This is a genomic window from Staphylococcus roterodami (assembly GCA_022493055.1).
GTDB classification, from domain to species: Bacteria; Bacillota; Bacilli; order Staphylococcales; family Staphylococcaceae; genus Staphylococcus; species Staphylococcus singaporensis.
Genome location: CP092781.1, coordinates 300,121 through 320,663 on the forward strand (window position 1 = coordinate 300,121; position 20,543 = coordinate 320,663).

A 20,543-nucleotide genomic window follows, 5' to 3' on the forward strand; every position below is an offset into this window, starting at 1 on the left:
ATGAAATATACTTGGTGGATACTTTTAACAATTGCAGGGATTTTAAGTTTAACAAGTGTTTATGGATTTATTTTATGTTTAGGTAGCTTTGGAATGTTGGCACTGAATGTCATGTGGCTATTTGTTTATACACCGCATAAAAATTCTAAAGCACTTGAATCTATATCAAAACCAACGATAATTTTATCAATCATTGGGACATATGCAGTATTTATATTTATGTCTATCTTATTTTACTTCGTAATGAAAGCTAGGTTTATGGAAATTGGAATAAAACTTTACGGTGAACTTTTTAATATGTTTGGAATACCATTATTCATTATTGCTATCATTTTATTTACAATCGGTACAGTATTCGTTTATAAAATACAGCAATCAAGATTAAAGCAATAGAATATATTAATTTAAAATGGGACGGGTTTAAAAGAAATCCGTCCTAATGATTTATACATAATAGATGTAGTTGAATATAAATGACTTCAATTACTTTGAAGATAAAAAGATAATGACAATGAATGTAAAATGTGATTTTTTCAATATTAAAATATAAAAATGTAATGGTTTAGAAAGCGAATCTAAATTTTAATAATGATTAATGAAAGGTAGATGAACAGGAGTAACTCAAACGAGTTTATTAAATTTGCCCTTTCATTTATTTGCGTTGAAAATCACGAGTCTGTTTCCATTTCCTAAAAATGGAAACGAGTATTGTAAGTAAAAACTTTCATGGATACAAGGCGATTATATAGTTTAAAGATAATGAACCAATTTAGGATGAAAATTTAAATGGATGGATATATTTAGATTTTACTGAATTGTAAAAATAGAATAATAAGTTATTTGAATGTATTTATAAATATATCGTTATTATTAAAGTAGAGATTAGGGGAGATAACATGAATTTTGAAGAAAAATTAAGTCAAATGTACAACGAGATTGCAAATGAGATTAGCAGTATGATACCAGTAGAATGGGAGCAAGTATTTACAATAGCTTATGTAACTGATCAAGCTGGAGAAGTCATTTTTAATTATACTAAACCAGGTAGTGATGAATTGAATTATTACACATATATCCCTAGAGAGTATAATGTCTCTGAAAAAGTATTTTATGATTTGTGGACGGATTTATATAGATTGTTTAAGAAGTTAAGAAATGCATTTAAAGAAGAAGGACTCGAACCATGGACATCATGTGAATTTGACTTTACAAGAGACGGCAAATTGAATGTTTCATTTGATTATATTGATTGGGCGAATTCAGAGTTTGGACAAATGGGAAGAGAACATTATTACATGTATAAAAAATTTGGAATTTGGCCTGAAAAAGAATATGCCATAAATTGGGTTGAAAAAATAAAAGATTATGTTAAAGAGCAAGAAAAAACTAACCTTTAGGGGCGATAATATGACTTTCGAAGAAAAACTAAGTCAAATGTACAATGAAATTGCGAATAAGATTAGCAGCATGATACCGGTAGAATGGGAAAAAGTATATACAATGGCTTATATAGATGATGGAGGAGGTGAAGTATTCTTTAATTATACTAAACCAGGAAGTGAAGATTTGAATTATTACACCGATATACCTAAGGAGTATAATATTTCTGTGCAAGTATTTGATGATTTATGGATGGATTTATATGATTTGTTTAAGAATTTAAGGAATTTATTTAAAGAAGAAGGACATGAACCATGGACATCATGTGAATTTGACTTTACAAGCGAAGGTAAATTAAAAGTTTCATTTGATTATATTGATTGGATAAATACAGAGTTTGATCAATTAGGCCGTGAAAATTATTATATGTATAAAAAATTTGGGGTTATACCAGAAATGGAATACGAAATGGAAGAAATTAAAGAAATCGAGCAATATGTTAAAGAGCAAGATGAAGCTGAACTATAGGGGAGATAATATGACTTTCGAAGATAAATTAAGTCAAATGTACAACGAGATTGCGAATGAGATCAGTGGGATGATACCTGTAGAGTGGGAAAAGGTATATACAATTGCCTATGTAGATGATGAAGGTGGAGAGGTCGTTTTTAATTATACTAAACCTGGAAGTGAAGATTTGAATTATTATTCAGATATTCCTAAAGATTGCAATGTCTCAAAAGATATTTTTAAGAATTCATGGTTTAAAGTTTATCGAATGTTTGATGAGTTAAGAAATGCATTTAAAGAAGAAGGTCTTGACCCATGGACATCATGTGAATTTGACTTTACAAGCGAAGGTAAATTAAACGTATCTTTTGATTATATAGATTGGATTAAATTAGGTTTTGGCCCATCAGGAAAGGAAAACTATTATATGTACAAAAAGTTTGGTGTTTTACCAGAAATGGAATACGAAATGGAAGAAATTAGAGCAGTAGAGAAGTATGTTAAAGAACAAGAGTAGCAGACATGTTATAAAAGGCTGTGCAAAATCACCCTCGTTTTACATTTGACTCAAAGAAGAAGGTAAAAGATAAGATTATTTGCAACTTAAAAAGTCAATTAGCTTATCGGTATCCATACATCATGGATAAATGAGTTCAACTAATTAACAAATCACGATATAAATTTAAAATTGTCATTAATTGAAAAGGTTATTGTAGTATATTTTATAAAGTTGATGCACATCGACTTATTTTTTAAAACTTATATCAAAAAAATATGAGAAAAGTATATACTAATAAAATGTTTTTTACTATAATTATAAATAGTTAAATATGTGGTTATGAAATAAATGTGTGGGAGGCAATTTTTAGAGATACATAGCAATGTAAAGGTATCAAATAGTTATTGCATAATTTATTATGATGACATAATTTTCAGTAGATAGTTGTAAATTAACACTGAAATAGATGTTTATATTAAGAAGACTTTAATATCATAATTAATCAAAATCTTGCGTCAAACATTTAAACGAATTTTAAGTTTATAACAATTGGTTAAACATTATTCAAACATCACAATGATAAAGAATATTATCAGCTTTGTAGTGTGTGGAAAATGACAGCCATCTAAGGAGAAAAATGATGAAAAGAATATTGGTAGTATTTTTAATGTTAGCAATTGTATTAGCAGGTTGTTCTAATAAAGGTGAAAAATATCAAAAAGATATTGATAAAGTGTACAAAGAACAGAATCAAATGAATAAAATTGCCTCGAAAGTACAAAACACTATTAAAACAGACATTAAACAAGAAGACAGTAATACACATGTCTATAAAAATGGTAAAGTCATTGTTATTGGTATTCAATTGTATAAAGATCGTGAAAAAATGTATTATTTCGCATATGAAATAAAAGATGGTAAGGCAGAGATTAATAGAGAAATAGACCCAATTAAGTATATGAAAGACCATAAAGCAGATTATGAAGATGAAAATGTAGAAGTGGAAAAAAAATAACGTATGCTTTCTTTGAAACTTTTAACCAGTTTCAAAAAATAAATGAGCTTTAGCGACAATAATTTTTACAATAAACACGATATAAATTTAAATATTTATATATAAGAACACAAACGTAAGTTTGTAAATAATAATAAAGGAGTAAGGCAATGGAAAAATCGATCAAAATAATGACAATAATAGGAATTGTTGTTCAAGGTTTAGCAACGGTATTTAGTTTACTATTGATGGTTTTAGCAGCATCAGGTGTAATGACTACAGATGTGTCAACAACAACAGTTAATGGTGAGGTTGACCCAGTTGATGCAGAAACAGCAGCAGCAATTTTCACTGTATTATTCTTATTCCTATTCATATTTGGAATCATTTCAATTATTTTAGGTGCAATCGGTATGTTTAAAGCATCTAAAAACAAAAAAATGAGTGGTATATTGTTGATTATTGGAGCTGTAATAAGTGGTAACATAATTACATTTGCTTTATGGTTAGTCAGTGGTATTAAACTCCTTACTAATAACAAGCCTAAAGATGAAATAAGCGACTTATCATAAACATCGTATATTGAAATTTCAAGATTTCTTAAGTAATTATATTTCTGTTAGTTTTTAATAAATTAACCAATTAAATAAATTGCTCTCTTAGAAGTAGATTTTCAGTCAATAACTGCTTTTAAGAGAGCATTTTATATTTGATAATGCTCATAGCATCGGACAAAAACCATTGACGAACTTTAAAAAAATACGTTAGACAATGCACTTCTAAATATTAAAGGCATCGACTAACGCATTGTTCAAATATAGTTAATTATTTTTATAAAATTGATGATGATCATTCAAGTAAGCATAGAATAAACCTATAATGAGTCCGCCTCCAATATAGTTACCGATAAAAGCCGCAGCGATATTCGAAATAGCTGGAATGAAGTGCAATGTATCAACTTGATAAATTAAACCACCCATAAATAAGCAACTGTTGTAAACTACGTGTTCATAACCCATAAAGGCGAATATGGTAACACCGAACATCATGACAAACATTTTTGCGAGTACATCGTCAATTTGCATGGCAATAACTAATGAAATATTGATAAAGAAATTAGCAAATATCGCTTTCATTAATATACTTACAAAACCAGTAGACAACGTTTTATGCTCTATAACTGCTGATAACTGATTTAACATATCTGGCGTCATTACATTTGAAAAACGCATGAAACTAAATAAAATAGCAGCACCTAAAATATTTCCTGCAAAGCACAATAAAAATATTTTCAATACTCTAGTCGGTTTAATTACTTTATAATACAGGCCTACAGTAAAGTACATGAAGTTACTGGTTAGTAGTTCGGAGTTTGTAAATAAAATGAGTACTAACGCAAAGCTGAATGTAATGGCACTGGCCATATTCACAATGCCTGGCGGTAAATCTGGTTCGTGTGTTGCTTTAACTGATAATACGAAGACCGTAATAATCCCGATAATAAATCCTGCCATCATCGCGCGTAATAAATAACGTTTTAAATAAACGCTTTGTAATATATCTTTTGTTCTTATTGTTTCGACTACGTTATTTACCCAGTCATCCCCATAAAAAATCTTATCCCATTTAATATGTTTCTCCTTCACAATGACATCCTCACTTTTCATTTGTTAATCAGAGTATACTATGAATCGCCTTATTTGTGAATAATTTCACAAAATTAATTTTAAAAACTAATATTTTTGAATAACTGATAGGATTTTTTGGCAAATCAATTATTTTAAAATAATCAATAGACAGACAGTATCGCTGAAAAGTCATGAATTTCATATGAAAAGCCTAGTAACGAGGGGGCAATCATTACTAGGCAGTGAGCATTTATTAAGTTGTCGCTTGTTTCGGGCGGCGTATCAATACATCGATTATGAAACCGATAATAGCAAAGAGCATGAATGGTACAAGCCAAGCTAAATCGATATCTGCTAAAGGTAACATCATAAACCATTTCAAAATAACACCGTGTAATAAGTTGAAACTATTTAGTATTTGTAAAATTGAAATAATCAATGTAATAACAGTTGCGAGTCGATAGGCCCAACTGAATCTGAATGTGCTAAACATATTAGCAAATGATATGAGCACAAGTGCAATTGATACAGGATATATTAATGTCAGCAATGGTACAGCAATTTTTAAAATCATTTCTAAACCAAGTGTTGTAAATAAGAACCCTATGATAGAGAAAATAAGTGCAAATATTTTATAAGAAAACTTAGGCACATGTTTCTTAGTAAATGTGGCGCAAGCATTGACGAGTCCTATACATGTTGTTAAACATGCAAGTATCACTGTCATACCAAATACTATGTTGCCAAATGAACCAAATACTCGTAATGAGTTGTACGTCAATATATCTGTACCATCTTTAAAGTTTCCTGGAGCCGTTGATGCCCCAACGTATGCAAGTGCAAAGTAAATCATTCCAAGTAATATGGCTGCAATAAGACCTGAAAAGCAGACATATTTTAAAATTTTCATGCGATCTGTGAGCCCTTTAAACTTATAGCCATTGACAATGACTACGGAAAAAGCTAACGCAGCAACAAGATCCATTGTAAAATAGCCTTCCAAACTTCCTGAAATGAAAGGATGTGTTATATATTTATCCTTAGGTGCACTTAGTGCAGATTCAGGGTTGAAAATGACAGCAATACTTAATAGAGCGACCATTAATAGTAATAACGGTGTTAATAATTTACCTAAATTATCAACGATTTTCGATGGATTTAAACTAATCCAGTAAACGATGGCGAAAAAGATTGCTGCGAATATAATTAAAGTCCATTGGTTATGCACAGGTAAAATGTGTCTTGTACCAATTTCGTACGCGACATTTGCAGCACGTGGAATACCGTAAAATGCTCCGATAGACATGTAAATCACGACAGCAAAAATAAATCCGAACCATGGGTGTATACGATTGCCTACACTTTCAACACCTTCATCATAAAATGCAACAACAATAACAGTAATAAAGGGGAGTAATATGCCTGTAAGGGCAAAGCCTAGCATACCAATCCACATATTTTGACCCGCTGTATGGCCAAGCATGGGCGGGAATATTAAATTTCCGGCTCCAAAAAATAGTGAAAATAACATGAGGCCCGAAATAATAACTTGTTTTTTCAATGTAATTTCCTTCCTAAAACTAGATATTCATAATAATTTAAAAAATCTGAAAAATAAAAACGTTCTTACTTTATCTTTAAATCACAATACTATGATTCTATTATTTTATAAAAAAGATTGCAATAATAACAACTTGGCGTTATTGGATAATGACAATTAAAGTGTCGTTTTTATGAATTAAAATAGTTAAGAGTATAGTAGAAATACATTGGAAAGGCATAATTTAAATGAATATTTGTATCCGTAGTGTTAGATGAGTGATGTTATTTATTCATAAAATGTGTTTATAGTTGTTCCGATAGGCTAACTGGAAATTGAACACTGTACACATAATGATTCTTGCATAAGCATCTAAAAAATATAGACGAGTGACTTGGATAGAAAGGGCACAAATTTATTCAAGTTTATTTCATGATGAAAATTAGCGTAGAAATCTATAGTTGTTCATCCATTTAATTGTATCTGCATGAAATGTTCACATATTTGTTAGCTTTTCAAGAAATTATATTAAATATCTTTGCATAGTATAGCAAAGTTAAATAAATACATTTATAATTTTAACTGTATTTTAAATATTAATCATGAGGTGATAGGATGAATAAAATTTCAAAGTATATTGCAATAGCATCATTATCGGTAGCGGTTACAGTTTCAGCACCACAAACGACAAATTCTACAGCGATTGCCAAAAGTTCTGCTGAAGTTCAACAAACGCAACAAGCTTCAATGCCGGCTTCACAAAAAGTGAATCTTGGAAATCAGAATATTATGGCAGTTTCCTGGTACCAAAATTCAGCTGAAGCAAAAGCTTTATATTTGCAAGGTTATAACAGTGCGAAAGTTCAACTAGATAAAGAAATTAAAAAGAATAAAGGTAAGCATAAATTAGCAATTGCATTAGATTTAGATGAAACAGTTTTAGATAATTCTCCGTATCAAGGCTATGCATCAATACATAATAAACCTTTCCCAGAAGGTTGGCATGAATGGGTACAAGCTGCTAAAGCTAAGCCAGTTTATGGCGCAAAAGAATTCTTGAAGTATGCTGATGAAAAAGGTGTCGATATTTACTATATTTCTGATAGAGATAAAGAGAAAGATTTAAAGGCAACACAAAAGAACTTAAAACAACAAGGTATCCCTCAAGCTAAGAAGAGTCATATTTTACTAAAAGGTAAAGATGATAAGAGTAAAGAATCACGCAGACAAAAGGTTCAAAAAGATCATAAACTTGTCATGCTATTTGGAGATAATTTATTAGACTTTACAGATCCAAAAGAAGCAACAGCTGAATCTCGTGAAGCTTTAATCGAAAAACATAAAGATGATTTTGGTAAGAAATATATCATTTTCCCTAACCCAATGTATGGTAGTTGGGAAGCTACAATTTACAACAATAACTATAAAGCTAGTGATAAAGCAAAAGATAAATTACGTAAAAATTCTATTAAACAATTCGATCCTAAAACAGGCGAAGTTAATTAACATATGAATTGGACGTCTACATGTACTTATAGGTATATGTAGGCGTTTTTAAATTGTTCCTTAATTTTAAATTTACAGTACAAAAGCAATAGGCAACTAATTGCATTTTCCATAAATTTGCTTTTAATATAAAAAGTTCGGGTATAATGAACAATAAGTGTATGTATAACATTACATAGCGCAACATGACGTACGTGCATCTAAGAATATAAAAAATGTTTAAATCATAGTAGTAGGGAGAGGAATCCATGTTTTTAGCTTGGAATGAAATACGGCGCAACAAATTGAAGTTTGGACTGATTATTGGTGTGTTGGCAATGATAAGTTACTTACTTTTTCTATTGTCGGGATTGGCTAATGGTTTAATTAATATGAATAAAGAAGGTATTGATAAGTGGCATGCGAATGCGATTGTGTTAAATAAGGATGCTAATCAAACTGTGCAACAATCTATTTTTAATAAGAAAGATATTGAAAATAAATACAAGAAACAAGCTACATTGAAGCAAACAGGGGAAATAGTTTCTAATGGTCATCAAAAAGACAATGTCTTAGTGTTCGGCGTTGAAAAGTCGTCGTTTATAGTTCCGAGTCTAATCGATGGGCATAAAGCAACTAAAGATAATGAAGTGTTAGCAGATGAAACACTTAAAAATAAAGGGTTTAAGATTGGTGACACATTAACACTATCTCAATCTGATGAAAAATTGCATATTGTAGGTTTTACAGAAAGTGCAAAGTATAATGCATCACCAGTCATTTTTACGAATGATGCTACCATAGCTAAAATTAATCCTCGATTAAGTGGCGATAAAATCAATGCAGTTGTTGTACGTGATGCAAACTGGAAAGACAAAAAATTAAATCAAAAACTTGAAGCAGTAAGTATTAATGACTTTATTGAAAATTTACCAGGTTACAAACCGCAAAATTTAACATTAAACTTTATGATTTCGTTCTTATTTGTCATTTCAGCAACAGTGATTGGTATTTTCCTATATGTAATGACATTACAAAAGACGAGTTTATTTGGCATATTAAAAGCTCAAGGATTTACGAATGGCTATTTGGCGAATGTGGTAATTTCTCAGACGGTCATATTAGCGCTATTCGGTACGGCATTGGGACTACTATTCACAGGCATTACAGGTGCATTTTTACCTGATGCAGTACCGGTCAAATTTGATGTACTAACATTACTCGTATTTGCAGTTGTGTTAATGATTGTCTCTGTATTAGGAAGTTTATTCTCCATTTTAACGATTAGAAAAATAGATCCGTTAAAGGCGATTGGATAGGAGGTGTAGCGAATGTTGAAATTTGAAAATGTAATGAAGTCATTTAAAGATGGTAATCGTACAATTGAAGCGGTTAAAAATACAAATTTTGAAATAAATAAAGGTGATATTATAGCATTAGTTGGACCTTCTGGGTCTGGTAAAAGTACATTTTTAACTATGGCAGGTGCCTTACAAACGCCGACATCTGGTAATATTTTAATTAATAATCAAGATATTACGGAAATGAAGCAAAAAGCATTAGCAAAGGTAAGGATGTCTGAGATAGGGTTTATATTACAGGCGACCAATCTTGTGCCATTTTTAACAGTAAAGCAGCAATTTACCTTACTGAAAAAGAAAAATAAGAATGTCATGTCGAACGAGGACTATGAGCAACTTATGAAGCAATTAGGCTTAAATTCTTTACTCAATAAATTACCGTCAGAAATTTCAGGTGGTCAGAAACAGCGTGTTGCAATTGCGAAAGCATTGTATACAAATCCTTCTATTATACTTGCGGATGAACCCACTGCATCGTTAGATACTGAAAATGCAATTGAGGTTATTAAAATTCTGCGTGATCAAGCCAAACAAAGAGAAAAAGCGTGTATTATCGTTACACATGATGAAAGGCTTAAGGCATATTGTGACCGTTCGTATCATATGAAAGATGGCGTCCTTAATCTTGAAAATGAAACAGTAGAATAATTTTATCAAGCCGGCACATTGTGTGTCGGTATTTTTATATCCATGTATTATTTGAATAAACTTTCACATTCAATTAATAATAATTATTATCGAAAATTAGAAATATTCCGTGAAATATAATATTTTTTGTAGTAAAATGGCCTCTAAGTATTCAATATTTGACTATGGGGATTGAATATAAATAATCATAATGGGGGTCATGCTTAATGGATTTATTAATAGGTACTTTATTTTTATTTTTAGTCTTAGTCATTTTTACATTATTTACATATAAAGCGCCTAATGGTATGCGTGCTATGGGCGCATTGGCAAATGCAGCGATTGCAACATTTTTAGTGGAAGCATTTAATAAATATGTTGGTGGAGAAGTATTTGGTATTAAATTTTTAGGAGAGCTAGGGGATGCTGCAGGAAGTCTAGGTGGTGTCGCTGCCGCTGGATTAACAGCATTAGCTATCGGTGTATCACCAGTTTATGCTTTAGTAATTGCAGCAGCTTGTGGTGGTATGGATTTATTACCTGGCTTCTTTGCTGGATATATTATTGGTTATGTAATGAAATATACAGAAAAATATGTACCAGATGGTGTCGACTTGATTGGATCTATCGTTATTTTAGCACCACTAGCTCGTCTCATTGCTGTGTTATTAACGCCAGTAGTGAATAGTACATTGATTCGAATTGGTGATATTATTCAAAGCGGTACGAATACTAATCCAATTATCATGGGTATCATTTTAGGTGGTATTATTACGGTTGTTGGAACAGCACCTTTAAGTTCAATGGCCTTAACCGCATTGTTAGGTTTAACAGGTGTCCCTATGGCTATAGGTGCGATGGCAGCATTTAGTTCTGCGTTTATGAACGGAACATTATTCCATCGTTTAAAATTAGGCGATCGTAAGTCAACGATAGCAGTTAGTATTGAGCCTTTATCACAAGCAGATATTGTATCAGCGAATCCAATTCCAATATATATTACAAACTTCTTTGGCGGTGCCGTTGCCGGTCTAATCATCGCTATTTCTGGTTTAGTTAATGATGCAACAGGTACAGCAACACCGATTGCAGGATTTTTAGTAATGTTTGGATTTAATCATCCAATGACTATTGTAATTTATGGTGTAGTAATGGCGATTGTAGGTGCGCTTGCAGGTTATCTTGGTTCTATTGTATTTAAAAAATATCCGATTGTTACTAAGCAAGATATGATTAATAGAGGCGCAGTAGATGCATAGTATCGAACATTAAAGACAAATTAAATATTAACTATAGAAACGTGATTCAGATGACATAACAGTCGGAACTGAGTCACGTTTTTTTATAGAAAAATATAAGACATAAAAATGTCATAATTTAAAGTCGACAATTATCACGCCGCATAAACATTTATCATTTTCGTAGGTGCCTTTTACTTTATGGAATGAACTACCTTTTTCGAGAAAACCGGGTGTCTTATAAACAAATATCATTGATATAACGCTGAATGTAAGCGTTTACAACAAAAATGGTCGCATGCTACGATATTTTTGTAAATTCACTGATTCAAGTATTTTAAGTCAATATGAGGAGGGATGTTATGAGTGATTCTGAGAAAGAAATTTTAAAGAGAATTAAAGAAAATCCATTTATTTCACAACGTGAACTTGCTGAAGCAATTGGATTATCTAGACCAAGTGTTGCAAACATCATTTCAGGATTAATACAAAAGGAATATGTTATGGGAAAAGCATACGTCTTAAATGAAGAATATCCTATTGTTTGTATTGGTGCTGCGAATGTAGATCGAAAGTTTTATGTCCATAAAGCTTTGGTTGCAGAAACATCAAACCCTGTAACATCAACGCGTTCGATTGGTGGCGTAGCAAGAAACATTGCTGAAAACTTAGGCAGACTTGGTGAAACAGTCGCATTTTTATCTGCTAGTGGACAAGATAGTGAGTGGGAAATGATTAAAAGATTGTCCAGCCCTTTTATGAATATGGATCATGTTCAACAATTTGAAAATGCAAATACGGGTTCGTATACAGCTTTAATTAGTAAAGAAGGAGACATGACATATGGTTTAGCTGATATGGAAGTGTTTGACAACATTACACCTGAGTTTTTAATAAAGCGGTCGCACTTGTTGAAAAAAGCTAAATGCATCATTGTTGATTTAAATTTAGGCAAAGAAGCATTGAATTTCTTGTGTGCCTATACCACGAAACATCAAATCAAATTAGTTATTACTACCGTATCTTCCCCAAAAATGAAAAACATGCCAGATTCATTGCATGCTGTTGATTGGATTATCACAAATAAAGATGAAACAGAGACATACTTAAATTTGAAAATTGAAACTACTGAAGATTTAAAAGTAGCTGCTAAACGATGGAATGATTTAGGTGTTAAAAATATTATTGTTACAAATGGAGTGAAAGAACTCATTTATCGAAGTAGTGAAGAAGAAATCATAAAACCAGTTATACCATCAAATAATGTGAAAGATGTTACAGGTGCAGGTGATTCATTCTGTGCTGCTGTAGTGTATAGCTGGTTAAATGGGATGTCTACGGAAAATATATTAATAGCAGGAATGGTTAACGCAAAGAAAACAATAGAAACAAAATATACAGTTAGACAAAATCTAGATCAAACGCAACTTTATCACGATATGGAGGACTATAAAAATGGCAAATTTACAAAAGTATATTGAGTATTCCAAAGAAGTTCAGCAAGCAAAGGATAACAATCAACCGATTGTAGCATTAGAATCAACAATTATTTCACATGGTATGCCGTATCCCCAAAATGTTGAAATGGCAACAACAGTAGAGCAAATTATCAGAGAAAATGGTGCCATTCCAGCAACCATAGCAATTATTGACGGCAAAATTAAAATTGCTTTAGAAAGCGAAGATTTAGAAATACTGGCAACTAGTAAAGAAGTTGCTAAAGTATCTAGACGTGATTTAGCAGAAGTCGTTGCGATGAAGCGCATTGGTGCTACTACTGTAGCAACGACGATGATATGTGCAGCAATGGCTGGTATTCAATTTTTTGTTACAGGAGGTATTGGTGGTGTTCATAAAGGTGCAGAACATACGATGGACATTTCAGCAGACTTAGAAGAATTGTCTAAAACAAATGTCACTGTTATCTGTGCGGGTGCAAAATCCATTTTAGACTTACCTAAGACGATGGAGTATTTAGAAACAAAAGGTGTTCCAGTTATTGGTTATCAAACGCAAGAACTGCCAGCATTTTTCACTCGTCAAAGCGGTGTTAAACTAACAAGTTCGGTTGAAACTCCGGAACGCCTTGCTGACATTCATTTGACGAAGCAAGCATTGAATCTTGAAGGTGGCATTGTCGTAGCTAATCCAATTCCACGTGAATATGCCATGTCAAAAGAATATATTGAGACAATCATTAATGAAGCTGTTGTTGAAGCGGAAAATCAAGGGATTAAAGGTAAGGATTCAACACCATTCTTGTTAGGGAAAATTGCCGAAAAAACAAATGGCGAAAGTTTAGCAGCAAATATAAAACTCGTTGAAAACAATGCTGTGTTGGGAGCTAAAATTGCTGTCGCTGTTAATAAATTATTGTAGGTGATGATACATGTCTATTTTATTCGCTATCACAGGGGTAGCATTTGCGTTATTTGTAGCGTTTTTATTCAGTTTTGATCGCAAGAATATAGATTTCAGAAAAACATTAATTATGATTTTCGTTCAAGTGTTGATCGTATTATTTATGATGAACACAACGATTGGTTTGACAATTTTAACTGCACTAGGTTCATTTTTTGAAGGATTAATAAATATTAGTAAAGCAGGCATAAATTTTGTTTTTGGAGATATACAAAATAAAAATGGCTTTACGTTCTTTTTAAACGTATTACTGCCATTAGTTTTTATTTCTGTATTAATAGGCATCTTTAATTATATTAAGGTATTACCATTTATTATCAAATATGTAGGTATCGCTATTAATAAAATAACTAGAATGGGGCGCTTAGAAAGTTACTTTGCTATTTCAACAGCAATGTTTGGTCAGCCAGAAGTATATTTAACAATAAAAGATATTATTCCAAGATTATCTAGAGCGAAATTATATACAATTGCGACGTCTGGTATGAGTGCTGTTAGTATGGCAATGCTAGGTTCATATATGCAGATGATTGAACCCAAGTTCGTAGTTACAGCTGTAATGTTAAATATTTTTAGTGCACTTATCATTGCTAGTGTTATCAATCCATATAAATCTGATGATAATGATGTCGAAATTGATAATTTAACTAAATCAACGGAAACGAAATCAGTGAATGAAAAAACAGGGAAACCTAAGAAAGTTGCTTTCTTCCAAATGATAGGTGACAGTGCGATGGATGGATTTAAAATAGCTGTTGTAGTAGCAGTGATGTTGTTAGCGTTTATTTCATTAATGGAAGCGATCAATATCATTTTTGGTAGTGTAGGTTTGAATTTTAAACAGTTAATTGGTTATTTGTTTGCACCTATCGCATTCTTAATGGGGATTCCTTGGAGTGAAGCTGTTCCAGCTGGCTCTTTAATGGCTACAAAATTAATTACCAATGAGTTTGTAGCAATGCTAGATTTTAAAAATGTCTTGGGTGACGTATCAGCTAGAACACAAGGTATTATCTCAGTTTACTTAGTAAGTTTTGCTAATTTCGGTACTGTTGGTATCATCGTTGGTTCAATTAAAGGGATTAGTGATAAGCAAGGAGAAAAAGTTGCATCATTTGCTATGAGGTTGCTACTTGGTTCAACATTAGCTTCAATCATTTCAGGATCAATCATTGGCTTAGTATTGTAAATTAATTAAAGTAGAGAAATATAGAAACGTGATTCAGATGACATAGCAGTCGGAACTGAATCACGTTTTTCATAACAAAATCAAAACCCCATCACCAAGGTGGCACAATAGTGCATGATACCTTACTGATGGGGTTTCCCAACTAACATTACTTTTTCATAGCAGTTTTTGAAATGTAAGTTGATGGTTTATCTTTTTCAAATATTGTTAATCCCGTAATATCTTTTTTATGTTTTGAAGGGGCGATAAAGCTAAGTACATAAGCAAAGACAAAGGCAACAGTAAATGAAATGGTTGATACATAGAAAGGTGAGTTACCTTTACCGACGCCATTATATACATACGCAAAGATGATACCTAAAATTAATCCACAAATGACACCGAATGTATTTGTGCGTTTTGTAAAAATACCGACAGCGAATACACCTGCTAATGGAACACCGAATAATCCAGTAACAAACAAGAATAAGTCCCATAAATCATTTGAATTTGAAGCAATTAAGTATAATGACATACCAAAACCAAATATACCTGCAATAATGATGACCAAACGAGCAAAGTTAACTTCATGTCGCTCGCTACCTTTACCAAAGAAGCGCTGCTTAATATCGATTGAAATACAAGCAGAAATAGAATTTAAGCTAGATGAAATGGTAGACTGTGCAGCAGCGAAAATAGCTGCAATGAGTAATCCTGCAACAAATGGTGGCATCTCAGTTAAAATAAAATATGGCACAACAGATGACGTGTTAAATCCTTTTGGTAAAACAGCTTCATGTGCATAAAATGAGTACAACATTGTACCCATACCATAAAACAACGGTGCTGAGATTAATGCAAGGATACCATTTGTCCATAATGATTTATTTGTTTCTTTTAAGCTATCAGAAGCTTGGTATCTTTGTACGACATCTTGACTCGCAGTATATTGATACAAGTTATTAAAAATATTTCCAAGGAAAATAATGGGTATGGCAGCGGCTGCAGTATTTAGTTTCCAATTGTCAGCACTAATTAATTTTTTGTGTTCAATTGCATCTGCAAGAACAGTACCAAATCCACCTTTAATGTGCATAATACCTAAAATGATAATTACTAAAGCGCCACCTAACAATATGACACCTTGAATAAAATCACTCCATACAACACCTTCGAATCCACCTAAAAATGTATATAAAATACAAAGCAAACCAACAAGTGATGCAACAACGTAAGGGTTCATATCTGATACAGATGTGATTGCTAATGTTGGTAAGTAGATAACGATTGCAACACGTCCTAAATGGTAAACGACAAATAACAATGAGCCAATAACACGTATGCTAGGACCGAATCTAGCTTCTAAATATTCATATGCTGATGTTACTTTTAACTTTTTAAAGAAAGGGACATAGAAATAAATAAGTAATGGAATAATTGCGACGATAGCAATGTTACCAGCGATATATGACCAATCTGTTAAAAATGCTTTCTCTGGTGTCGACATAAATGTAATCGCACTTAACGTAGTAGCATAAATGGAAAAACCAACTACCCAAGATGGCAAGCGACCACTTGCAGTAAAGAAACTATTCGTACTTTGACTTGCACGCTTGGTAAAGTACACGCCAATGAATAACATAGCTAATAAATAAATGATAACGGCAACCCAGTTCAATGTGCCAAATCCAACTTCTTTCATGGGCAACTTCCCCTTTACAATGTATTGATTCTTTGATGTCTATAAATTGTATTTTGCAATGAGTTGTTCTAATGTTTGTCGATGCGCTTCGTTAAAAGGTTTGAAAGGTCGTTTTGGTAATCCAGCTTCGATACCACGGTGACGTAATATTTCTTTTAATGTAGGATAAATTCCCATTGATAAAACAGTTTCAATAATATCATTTGAATCATGTTGCAGTTGATAAGCTTCTTGAATTTGTCCTTGTTGTGCTAGGTCAAAGATTTTTCTTGCACGACGGCCATTAACATTATATGTAGAGCCGATTGCACCGTCTACGCCAGAAATGGCTGCTTGAACTAACATTTCATCGAAACCAGATAAGATTAATTTGTCTGGAAATGCTTTTCTAATACGTTCAAGTAAGAAGAAATTCGGTGCTGTATATTTAACACCTACTACTTTTTCATGGTTAAATAGTTCGCTGAATTGTTCTATAGAAATATTTACGCCAGTTAGGTCTGGAATAGCGTAAATAATCATATTGTTCTGCGTGGCTTCGATAATGTCGAAATAGTAATCTCTAATTTCTTCAAAAGTAAATGGATAGTAGAATGGTGTTACGGCAGAAAGTGCATCATAACCGAGTTCTGTGGCATATTTTCCAAGTTCAATTGATTCATTTAAGTCTAATGAACCTACTTGAGCAATCATTTTAACGTTGTCACCAACTGCGTCTTTAGCAATCTTGAAAATTTGCTTCTTTTGTTCAGTGTTTAATAAAAAGTTTTCACCAGAGCTACCATTTACATAAAGTCCGTCTAATTCTTCAGTTTCAATCGCATTCTTAGCAATTTGTTGTAAGCCTTTTTCGTTTACTTGACCGTTTTCATCGAAAGGAACAAGTAATGCTGCATACAAACCTTTTAAATCTTTGTTCATTATGAAGTCCCTCCAAAAATCATTTGATAATATAGTTTACAGTTATAATTGTAAACGCTATCATGTAATGTAACAATATATTTTTGAAAATCAAAGTCATATTTATGTATAATTAATGAAAATGTTTTTCATAACTGAAAGAACTGGAGTGAGTAAGGTGTATTACATTGCAATCGACATTGGAGGAACACAAATTAAATCAGCAGTCATTGATAAACAAATGAATATGTTTGATTATCAGCAAATACCAACACCAGACAATAAAACTGTACTTATTACTGAAAAAGTATACGAGATTGTAACGCAATATATGGAAAAATACCGCTTAATTCAACCTGTTATAGGTATTTCGACAGCGGGTGTTGTGGATGAGCAAAAAGGTGAAATAGTTTATGCTGGGCCAACCATACCAAATTATAAAGGGACAAATTTCAAACGATTACTAAAAACATTATCGCCGTATGTCAAAGTAAGAAATGATGTGAATGCAGCTTTATTAGGAGAACTAAAATTATATCAATACCCAGCTGAGCGGATTTTCTGTATGACGCTTGGTACTGGTATTGGTGGTGCGTATAAAAATGACCAAGGACATATTGATAATGGTGAGCTACATAAGGCTAATGAAGTGGGTTACTTATTATATCGACCATCCGATAATACAACATTTGAGGAACGGGCTGCGACAAGTGCTTTAAAGAAACGAATGATTGACGGAGGATTTACGAGAAGCACACATGTACCAGTATTGTTTGAAGCAGCTGAAGAAGGTGACGATATCGCAAAACATATATTAAATGAATGGGCGGAAGATGTTGCAGAAGGTATAGCTCAAATACAGATTATTTATGATCCAGGTTTGATATTAATAGGTGGTGGTATTTCGGCACAAGGAGATAAACTTATTAAATATATTGAACCCAAAGTCGCTAATTATTTACCAGCAGATTATAAATATGCACCTATTAGAACAACTATAAGTCAAAATGATGCAGCACTATATGGCTGTTTGCAATAGTTTTTCAGAGTTGAAGAAATTGCGTTTTTGAAGCGGTATTGTTAGAGATTCATTTAAATGAAAATGGTATTTAAACGAGGTTGTATAGGGTAAAGATAATTAATAATCTAATTAAAATATGACACATCATGATAATGCAAAAGCTTATTCCAGGTTGAGGATATGGCATTATTTTATTTGCGTCTAGTTCTAGTGCGGGACAGGTAAAGCTCAATAATATGAATGACATGTTGAAGTAACACAAGTAATATACGAAGTATATTTTAAAAAATGAAAAACACCTGACAACATGAAATAACAATAACGATAATTGTCTTCAGTTGCAGGTGTATAAGTTATCAATTATTTATTGTCTAGAATAATTGATTTTGTATGTTGATATGTATCACTGAGACGTTTATTTTCTAATAAATGATAGCTCACAATATCAATTAAAAATAGAGTTGCAATTTGAGTGTTTATAAATTGATGATCGGTATTACGAGACTGATCTGTAGTTAATAATACTAAATCAGCACAATCAGTCAGGTTACTACCTTCGAAATTGGTAATGGCTACAACATAAGCGCCATGGGCCCTAGCAACTTTAGCTGCCGAAATTAATTCTGAAGTATTGCCACTGTTAGACATAGCGATAAACATATCTGACTTCGATAACAGTGAGGCTGATATTTTCATCAAATGTGAGTCGGTTGTGACATTACCTTTAAGTCCCATACGAATTGTTCGATAATAAAATTCTGTAGCAGATAGCCCAGAACTGCCTAGTCCTGCGAATAATATATGACTGCTTGATTGTAATTTATCAATAAAAGTTTGAATAATGTCATTATCAATAAATTCGCCTGTTTGTTGAAGCATTTGTTGATGATATTTATGAATCCTTTGAATGATTGGGCTATTTTCAATAACAGTTTCGGTCATTTCTTGTTGAATATTAAATTTTAAATCTTGAAAATTTTCGTAGTCCAGTTTATGACTAAAGCGTGTCATTGTGGCTGGAGATGTACCAATGGCATGTGCTAAGGAGTTGATGGTTGAAAAGGCATCACTATATCCATGTTTCCTAATATAGCTTACAATTCGTTTATCTGTTTTTGTAAATAAGTGTTGATGGCGTTGAACGCGATTCTCAAATTTCATTGTGTCACCCCTTAATATTGATGATTACTATTATATATGAAAAATATTTTCAAGATAGTAAAAAGCATTGATAAAAATTATCTTAATGATATATTTTAAATGACTTTAAGTGAAAAAATGATTATGGAGTGAGGAATAATGTTACCACATGGTTTAATTGTATCTTGTCAGGCACTACCCGATGAACCGTTACATTCATCGTTTATAATGTCTAAAATGGCATTAGCTGCGTATGAAGGTGGGGCTGTAGGTATTCGCGCAAATACTAAAGAAGATATTTTAGCGATTAAAAAGACAGTAGATTTACCAGTCATTGGTATTGTAAAACGTGATTATGACGGATCAGATGTTTTCATTACAGCAACGTCAAAAGAAGTAGACGAATTGATTGAAAGTCAATGTGAAGTGATCGCATTGGATGCAACGTTACAGCAACGTCCGAAAGAAACGCTAGATGAATTGGTGGCTTACATTAGACAACATGCACCTAATGTTGAAATTATGGCTGATATCGCAACAATTGAAGAAGCAAAAAATGCAGAGCGCTTAGGTTTTGATTATATTGGTACAACATTACATGGATATACTAGCTATACAAAAGGACAGTTACTATATCAAAATGATTTCCAGTTTTTGAAAGATGTGCTGCATAGTGTTGAAGCGAAAGTCATTGCAGAAGGAAATGTTATTACGCCAGATATGTACAAACGCGTTATGGACTTAGGTGTTCATTGTTCAGTAGTAGGTGGTGCGATTACGCGACCAAAAGAAATTACGAAACGATTTGTACAAGCTATGAAAGATGAATAATTGAAATTAAATAGCGAGATGCCAGTGATTATATAAATAAACCTGTTAATATAAGAGAGGTTTATGATTAGGTAATGGGCATCTCGCTTTATTATGTT

The 20,543-nt window shown here is 32.3% G+C and carries 20 protein-coding genes and 1 pseudogene; 15 read left to right on the plus strand and 6 right to left on the minus strand.

The window, feature by feature from the left end:
• From ML436_01295 to ML436_01320, 6 genes are all read left to right on the plus strand, one after another.
• On the plus strand, positions 1–393 hold the full coding sequence (locus tag ML436_01295) for a DUF5084 family protein (protein UMT78422.1): 393 nt from the start codon (positions 1–3) through the stop codon (positions 391–393).
• A 503-nt stretch (positions 394–896) separates the two neighbouring features.
• A complete protein-coding gene (locus tag ML436_01300; GenBank protein ID UMT78423.1) occupies positions 897–1,397 on the plus strand; it encodes a TIGR01741 family protein in 501 nt (166 codons plus the stop codon).
• Positions 1,398–1,407: 10 nt separating this feature from the next.
• Entirely contained in the window at positions 1,408–1,908 is a 501-nt protein-coding gene (locus ML436_01305) for a TIGR01741 family protein (GenBank protein UMT78424.1), read from the plus strand.
• Between the two features lie 10 nt (positions 1,909–1,918).
• The gene (locus tag ML436_01310; protein ID UMT78425.1) at positions 1,919–2,407 is read left to right on the plus strand and encodes an antitoxin YezG family protein; all 489 of its coding nucleotides are present in this window, start codon (positions 1,919–1,921) and stop codon (positions 2,405–2,407) included.
• 622 nt (positions 2,408–3,029) lie between these two features.
• Positions 3,030–3,404, plus strand: coding sequence for a DUF4467 domain-containing protein (locus tag ML436_01315; protein ID UMT78426.1), 375 nt, complete (start codon positions 3,030–3,032; stop codon positions 3,402–3,404).
• Positions 3,405–3,553: 149 nt separating this feature from the next.
• Positions 3,554–3,955 carry a DUF4064 domain-containing protein gene (locus ML436_01320; protein ID UMT78427.1) on the plus strand — a complete coding sequence of 134 codons (402 nt, stop codon included), beginning with the start codon at positions 3,554–3,556 and terminating at the stop codon, positions 3,953–3,955.
• Between the two features lie 249 nt (positions 3,956–4,204).
• Here ML436_01320 and ML436_01325 read toward each other — a convergent pair whose 3' ends face one another.
• Positions 4,205–5,029 (minus strand): formate/nitrite transporter family protein, encoded by an 825-nt coding sequence (locus ML436_01325; GenBank protein UMT78428.1) that lies wholly within the window; start codon positions 5,027–5,029, stop codon positions 4,205–4,207.
• Between the two features lie 235 nt (positions 5,030–5,264).
• The gene (brnQ, locus tag ML436_01330) at positions 5,265–6,572 is read right to left on the minus strand and encodes a branched-chain amino acid transport system II carrier protein (protein UMT78429.1); all 1,308 of its coding nucleotides are present in this window, start codon (positions 6,570–6,572) and stop codon (positions 5,265–5,267) included.
• A 594-nt stretch (positions 6,573–7,166) separates the two neighbouring features.
• Between brnQ and ML436_01335 the strand changes: the two genes are divergently transcribed.
• The 3 genes from ML436_01335 to ML436_01345 all read left to right on the plus strand — a co-directional run bounded on the left by ML436_01335 (position 7,167) and on the right by ML436_01345 (position 10,045).
• Positions 7,167–8,057: a 5'-nucleotidase, lipoprotein e(P4) family gene (locus ML436_01335; protein UMT78430.1), complete on the plus strand. Its 891-nt coding sequence runs from the start codon at positions 7,167–7,169 to the stop codon at positions 8,055–8,057.
• A 248-nt stretch (positions 8,058–8,305) separates the two neighbouring features.
• On the plus strand, positions 8,306–9,355 hold the full coding sequence (locus ML436_01340) for an FtsX-like permease family protein (GenBank protein UMT78431.1): 1,050 nt from the start codon (positions 8,306–8,308) through the stop codon (positions 9,353–9,355).
• Positions 9,356–9,367: 12 nt separating this feature from the next.
• Positions 9,368–10,045, plus strand: coding sequence for an ABC transporter ATP-binding protein (locus ML436_01345; protein UMT78432.1), 678 nt, complete (start codon positions 9,368–9,370; stop codon positions 10,043–10,045).
• 143 nt (positions 10,046–10,188) lie between these two features.
• Here ML436_01345 and ML436_01350 read toward each other — a convergent pair.
• Positions 10,189–10,343 (minus strand): annotated as a pseudogene (locus ML436_01350) (hypothetical protein).
• Here ML436_01350 and ML436_01355 point away from each other — a divergent pair.
• The 4 genes from ML436_01355 (at position 10,297) to ML436_01370 (ending at position 14,872) form a co-directional block, all read left to right on the plus strand.
• Positions 10,297–11,283, plus strand: coding sequence for a PTS sugar transporter subunit IIC (locus tag ML436_01355; protein UMT79463.1), 987 nt, complete (start codon positions 10,297–10,299; stop codon positions 11,281–11,283). The pseudogene ML436_01350 and the gene ML436_01355 sit on opposite strands and share 47 nt — an antisense overlap.
• A 341-nt stretch (positions 11,284–11,624) precedes the next feature.
• Positions 11,625–12,743, plus strand: coding sequence for a winged helix-turn-helix transcriptional regulator (locus ML436_01360; GenBank protein ID UMT78433.1), 1,119 nt, complete (start codon positions 11,625–11,627; stop codon positions 12,741–12,743).
• Positions 12,718–13,641: a pseudouridine-5'-phosphate glycosidase gene (locus ML436_01365; GenBank protein ID UMT78434.1), complete on the plus strand. Its 924-nt coding sequence runs from the start codon at positions 12,718–12,720 to the stop codon at positions 13,639–13,641. The genes ML436_01360 and ML436_01365 overlap by 26 nt, the downstream gene beginning before the upstream one ends.
• A gap of 10 nt (positions 13,642–13,651) precedes the next feature.
• Entirely contained in the window at positions 13,652–14,872 is a 1,221-nt protein-coding gene (locus ML436_01370; GenBank protein UMT78435.1) for a NupC/NupG family nucleoside CNT transporter, read from the plus strand.
• A 148-nt stretch (positions 14,873–15,020) separates the two neighbouring features.
• Here the strand turns inward: ML436_01370 and ML436_01375 are convergent, their stop codons facing one another.
• Together ML436_01375 and ML436_01380 are read right to left on the minus strand one after the other, a co-directional pair.
• Entirely contained in the window at positions 15,021–16,553 is a 1,533-nt protein-coding gene (locus tag ML436_01375; GenBank protein UMT78436.1) for a sodium:solute symporter, read from the minus strand.
• Between the two features lie 39 nt (positions 16,554–16,592).
• On the minus strand, positions 16,593–17,474 hold the full coding sequence (locus ML436_01380; protein UMT78437.1) for an N-acetylneuraminate lyase: 882 nt from the start codon (positions 17,472–17,474) through the stop codon (positions 16,593–16,595).
• Between the two features lie 157 nt (positions 17,475–17,631).
• On the opposite strand from ML436_01380, the gene ML436_01385 reads away from it, so the two are divergent.
• Positions 17,632–18,492, plus strand: a complete 861-nt coding sequence (locus tag ML436_01385; protein ID UMT78438.1) for an ROK family protein — start codon at positions 17,632–17,634, stop codon at positions 18,490–18,492.
• A gap of 342 nt (positions 18,493–18,834) precedes the next feature.
• Here ML436_01385 and ML436_01390 read toward each other — a convergent pair whose 3' ends face one another.
• Positions 18,835–19,635 (minus strand): MurR/RpiR family transcriptional regulator, encoded by an 801-nt coding sequence (locus ML436_01390; protein UMT78439.1) that lies wholly within the window; start codon positions 19,633–19,635, stop codon positions 18,835–18,837.
• Positions 19,636–19,773: 138 nt separating this feature from the next.
• Between ML436_01390 and ML436_01395 the strand changes: the two genes are divergently transcribed.
• Positions 19,774–20,445 (plus strand): N-acetylmannosamine-6-phosphate 2-epimerase, encoded by a 672-nt coding sequence (locus tag ML436_01395; protein ID UMT78440.1) that lies wholly within the window; start codon positions 19,774–19,776, stop codon positions 20,443–20,445.
• Positions 20,446–20,543: the final 98 nt, after the last annotated feature.

What these genes read in the sequence shown, in the direction of transcription:
- ML436_01295 (UMT78422.1), top strand. Translation starts at nt 1, where the DNA reads ATGAAATATACTTGGTGGATACTTTTAACAATTGCAGGGATTTTAAGT.
- ML436_01300 (UMT78423.1), top strand. Translation starts at nt 897, where the DNA reads ATGAATTTTGAAGAAAAATTAAGTCAAATGTACAACGAGATTGCAAAT.
- ML436_01305 (UMT78424.1), top strand. Translation starts at nt 1,408, where the DNA reads ATGACTTTCGAAGAAAAACTAAGTCAAATGTACAATGAAATTGCGAAT.
- ML436_01310 (UMT78425.1), top strand. Translation starts at nt 1,919, where the DNA reads ATGACTTTCGAAGATAAATTAAGTCAAATGTACAACGAGATTGCGAAT.
- ML436_01315 (UMT78426.1), top strand. Translation starts at nt 3,030, where the DNA reads ATGAAAAGAATATTGGTAGTATTTTTAATGTTAGCAATTGTATTAGCA.
- ML436_01320 (UMT78427.1), top strand. Translation starts at nt 3,554, where the DNA reads ATGGAAAAATCGATCAAAATAATGACAATAATAGGAATTGTTGTTCAA.
- ML436_01335 (UMT78430.1), top strand. Translation starts at nt 7,167, where the DNA reads ATGAATAAAATTTCAAAGTATATTGCAATAGCATCATTATCGGTAGCG.
- ML436_01340 (UMT78431.1), top strand. Translation starts at nt 8,306, where the DNA reads ATGTTTTTAGCTTGGAATGAAATACGGCGCAACAAATTGAAGTTTGGA.
- ML436_01345 (UMT78432.1), top strand. Translation starts at nt 9,368, where the DNA reads ATGTTGAAATTTGAAAATGTAATGAAGTCATTTAAAGATGGTAATCGT.
- ML436_01360 (UMT78433.1), top strand. Translation starts at nt 11,625, where the DNA reads ATGAGTGATTCTGAGAAAGAAATTTTAAAGAGAATTAAAGAAAATCCA.
- ML436_01365 (UMT78434.1), top strand. Translation starts at nt 12,718, where the DNA reads ATGGCAAATTTACAAAAGTATATTGAGTATTCCAAAGAAGTTCAGCAA.
- ML436_01370 (UMT78435.1), top strand. Translation starts at nt 13,652, where the DNA reads ATGTCTATTTTATTCGCTATCACAGGGGTAGCATTTGCGTTATTTGTA.
- ML436_01375 (UMT78436.1), bottom strand. Translation starts at nt 16,553, where the DNA reads ATGAAAGAAGTTGGATTTGGCACATTGAACTGGGTTGCCGTTATCATT.
- ML436_01380 (UMT78437.1), bottom strand. Translation starts at nt 17,474, where the DNA reads ATGAACAAAGATTTAAAAGGTTTGTATGCAGCATTACTTGTTCCTTTC.
- ML436_01390 (UMT78439.1), bottom strand. Translation starts at nt 19,635, where the DNA reads ATGAAATTTGAGAATCGCGTTCAACGCCATCAACACTTATTTACAAAA.
- ML436_01395 (UMT78440.1), top strand. Translation starts at nt 19,774, where the DNA reads ATGTTACCACATGGTTTAATTGTATCTTGTCAGGCACTACCCGATGAA.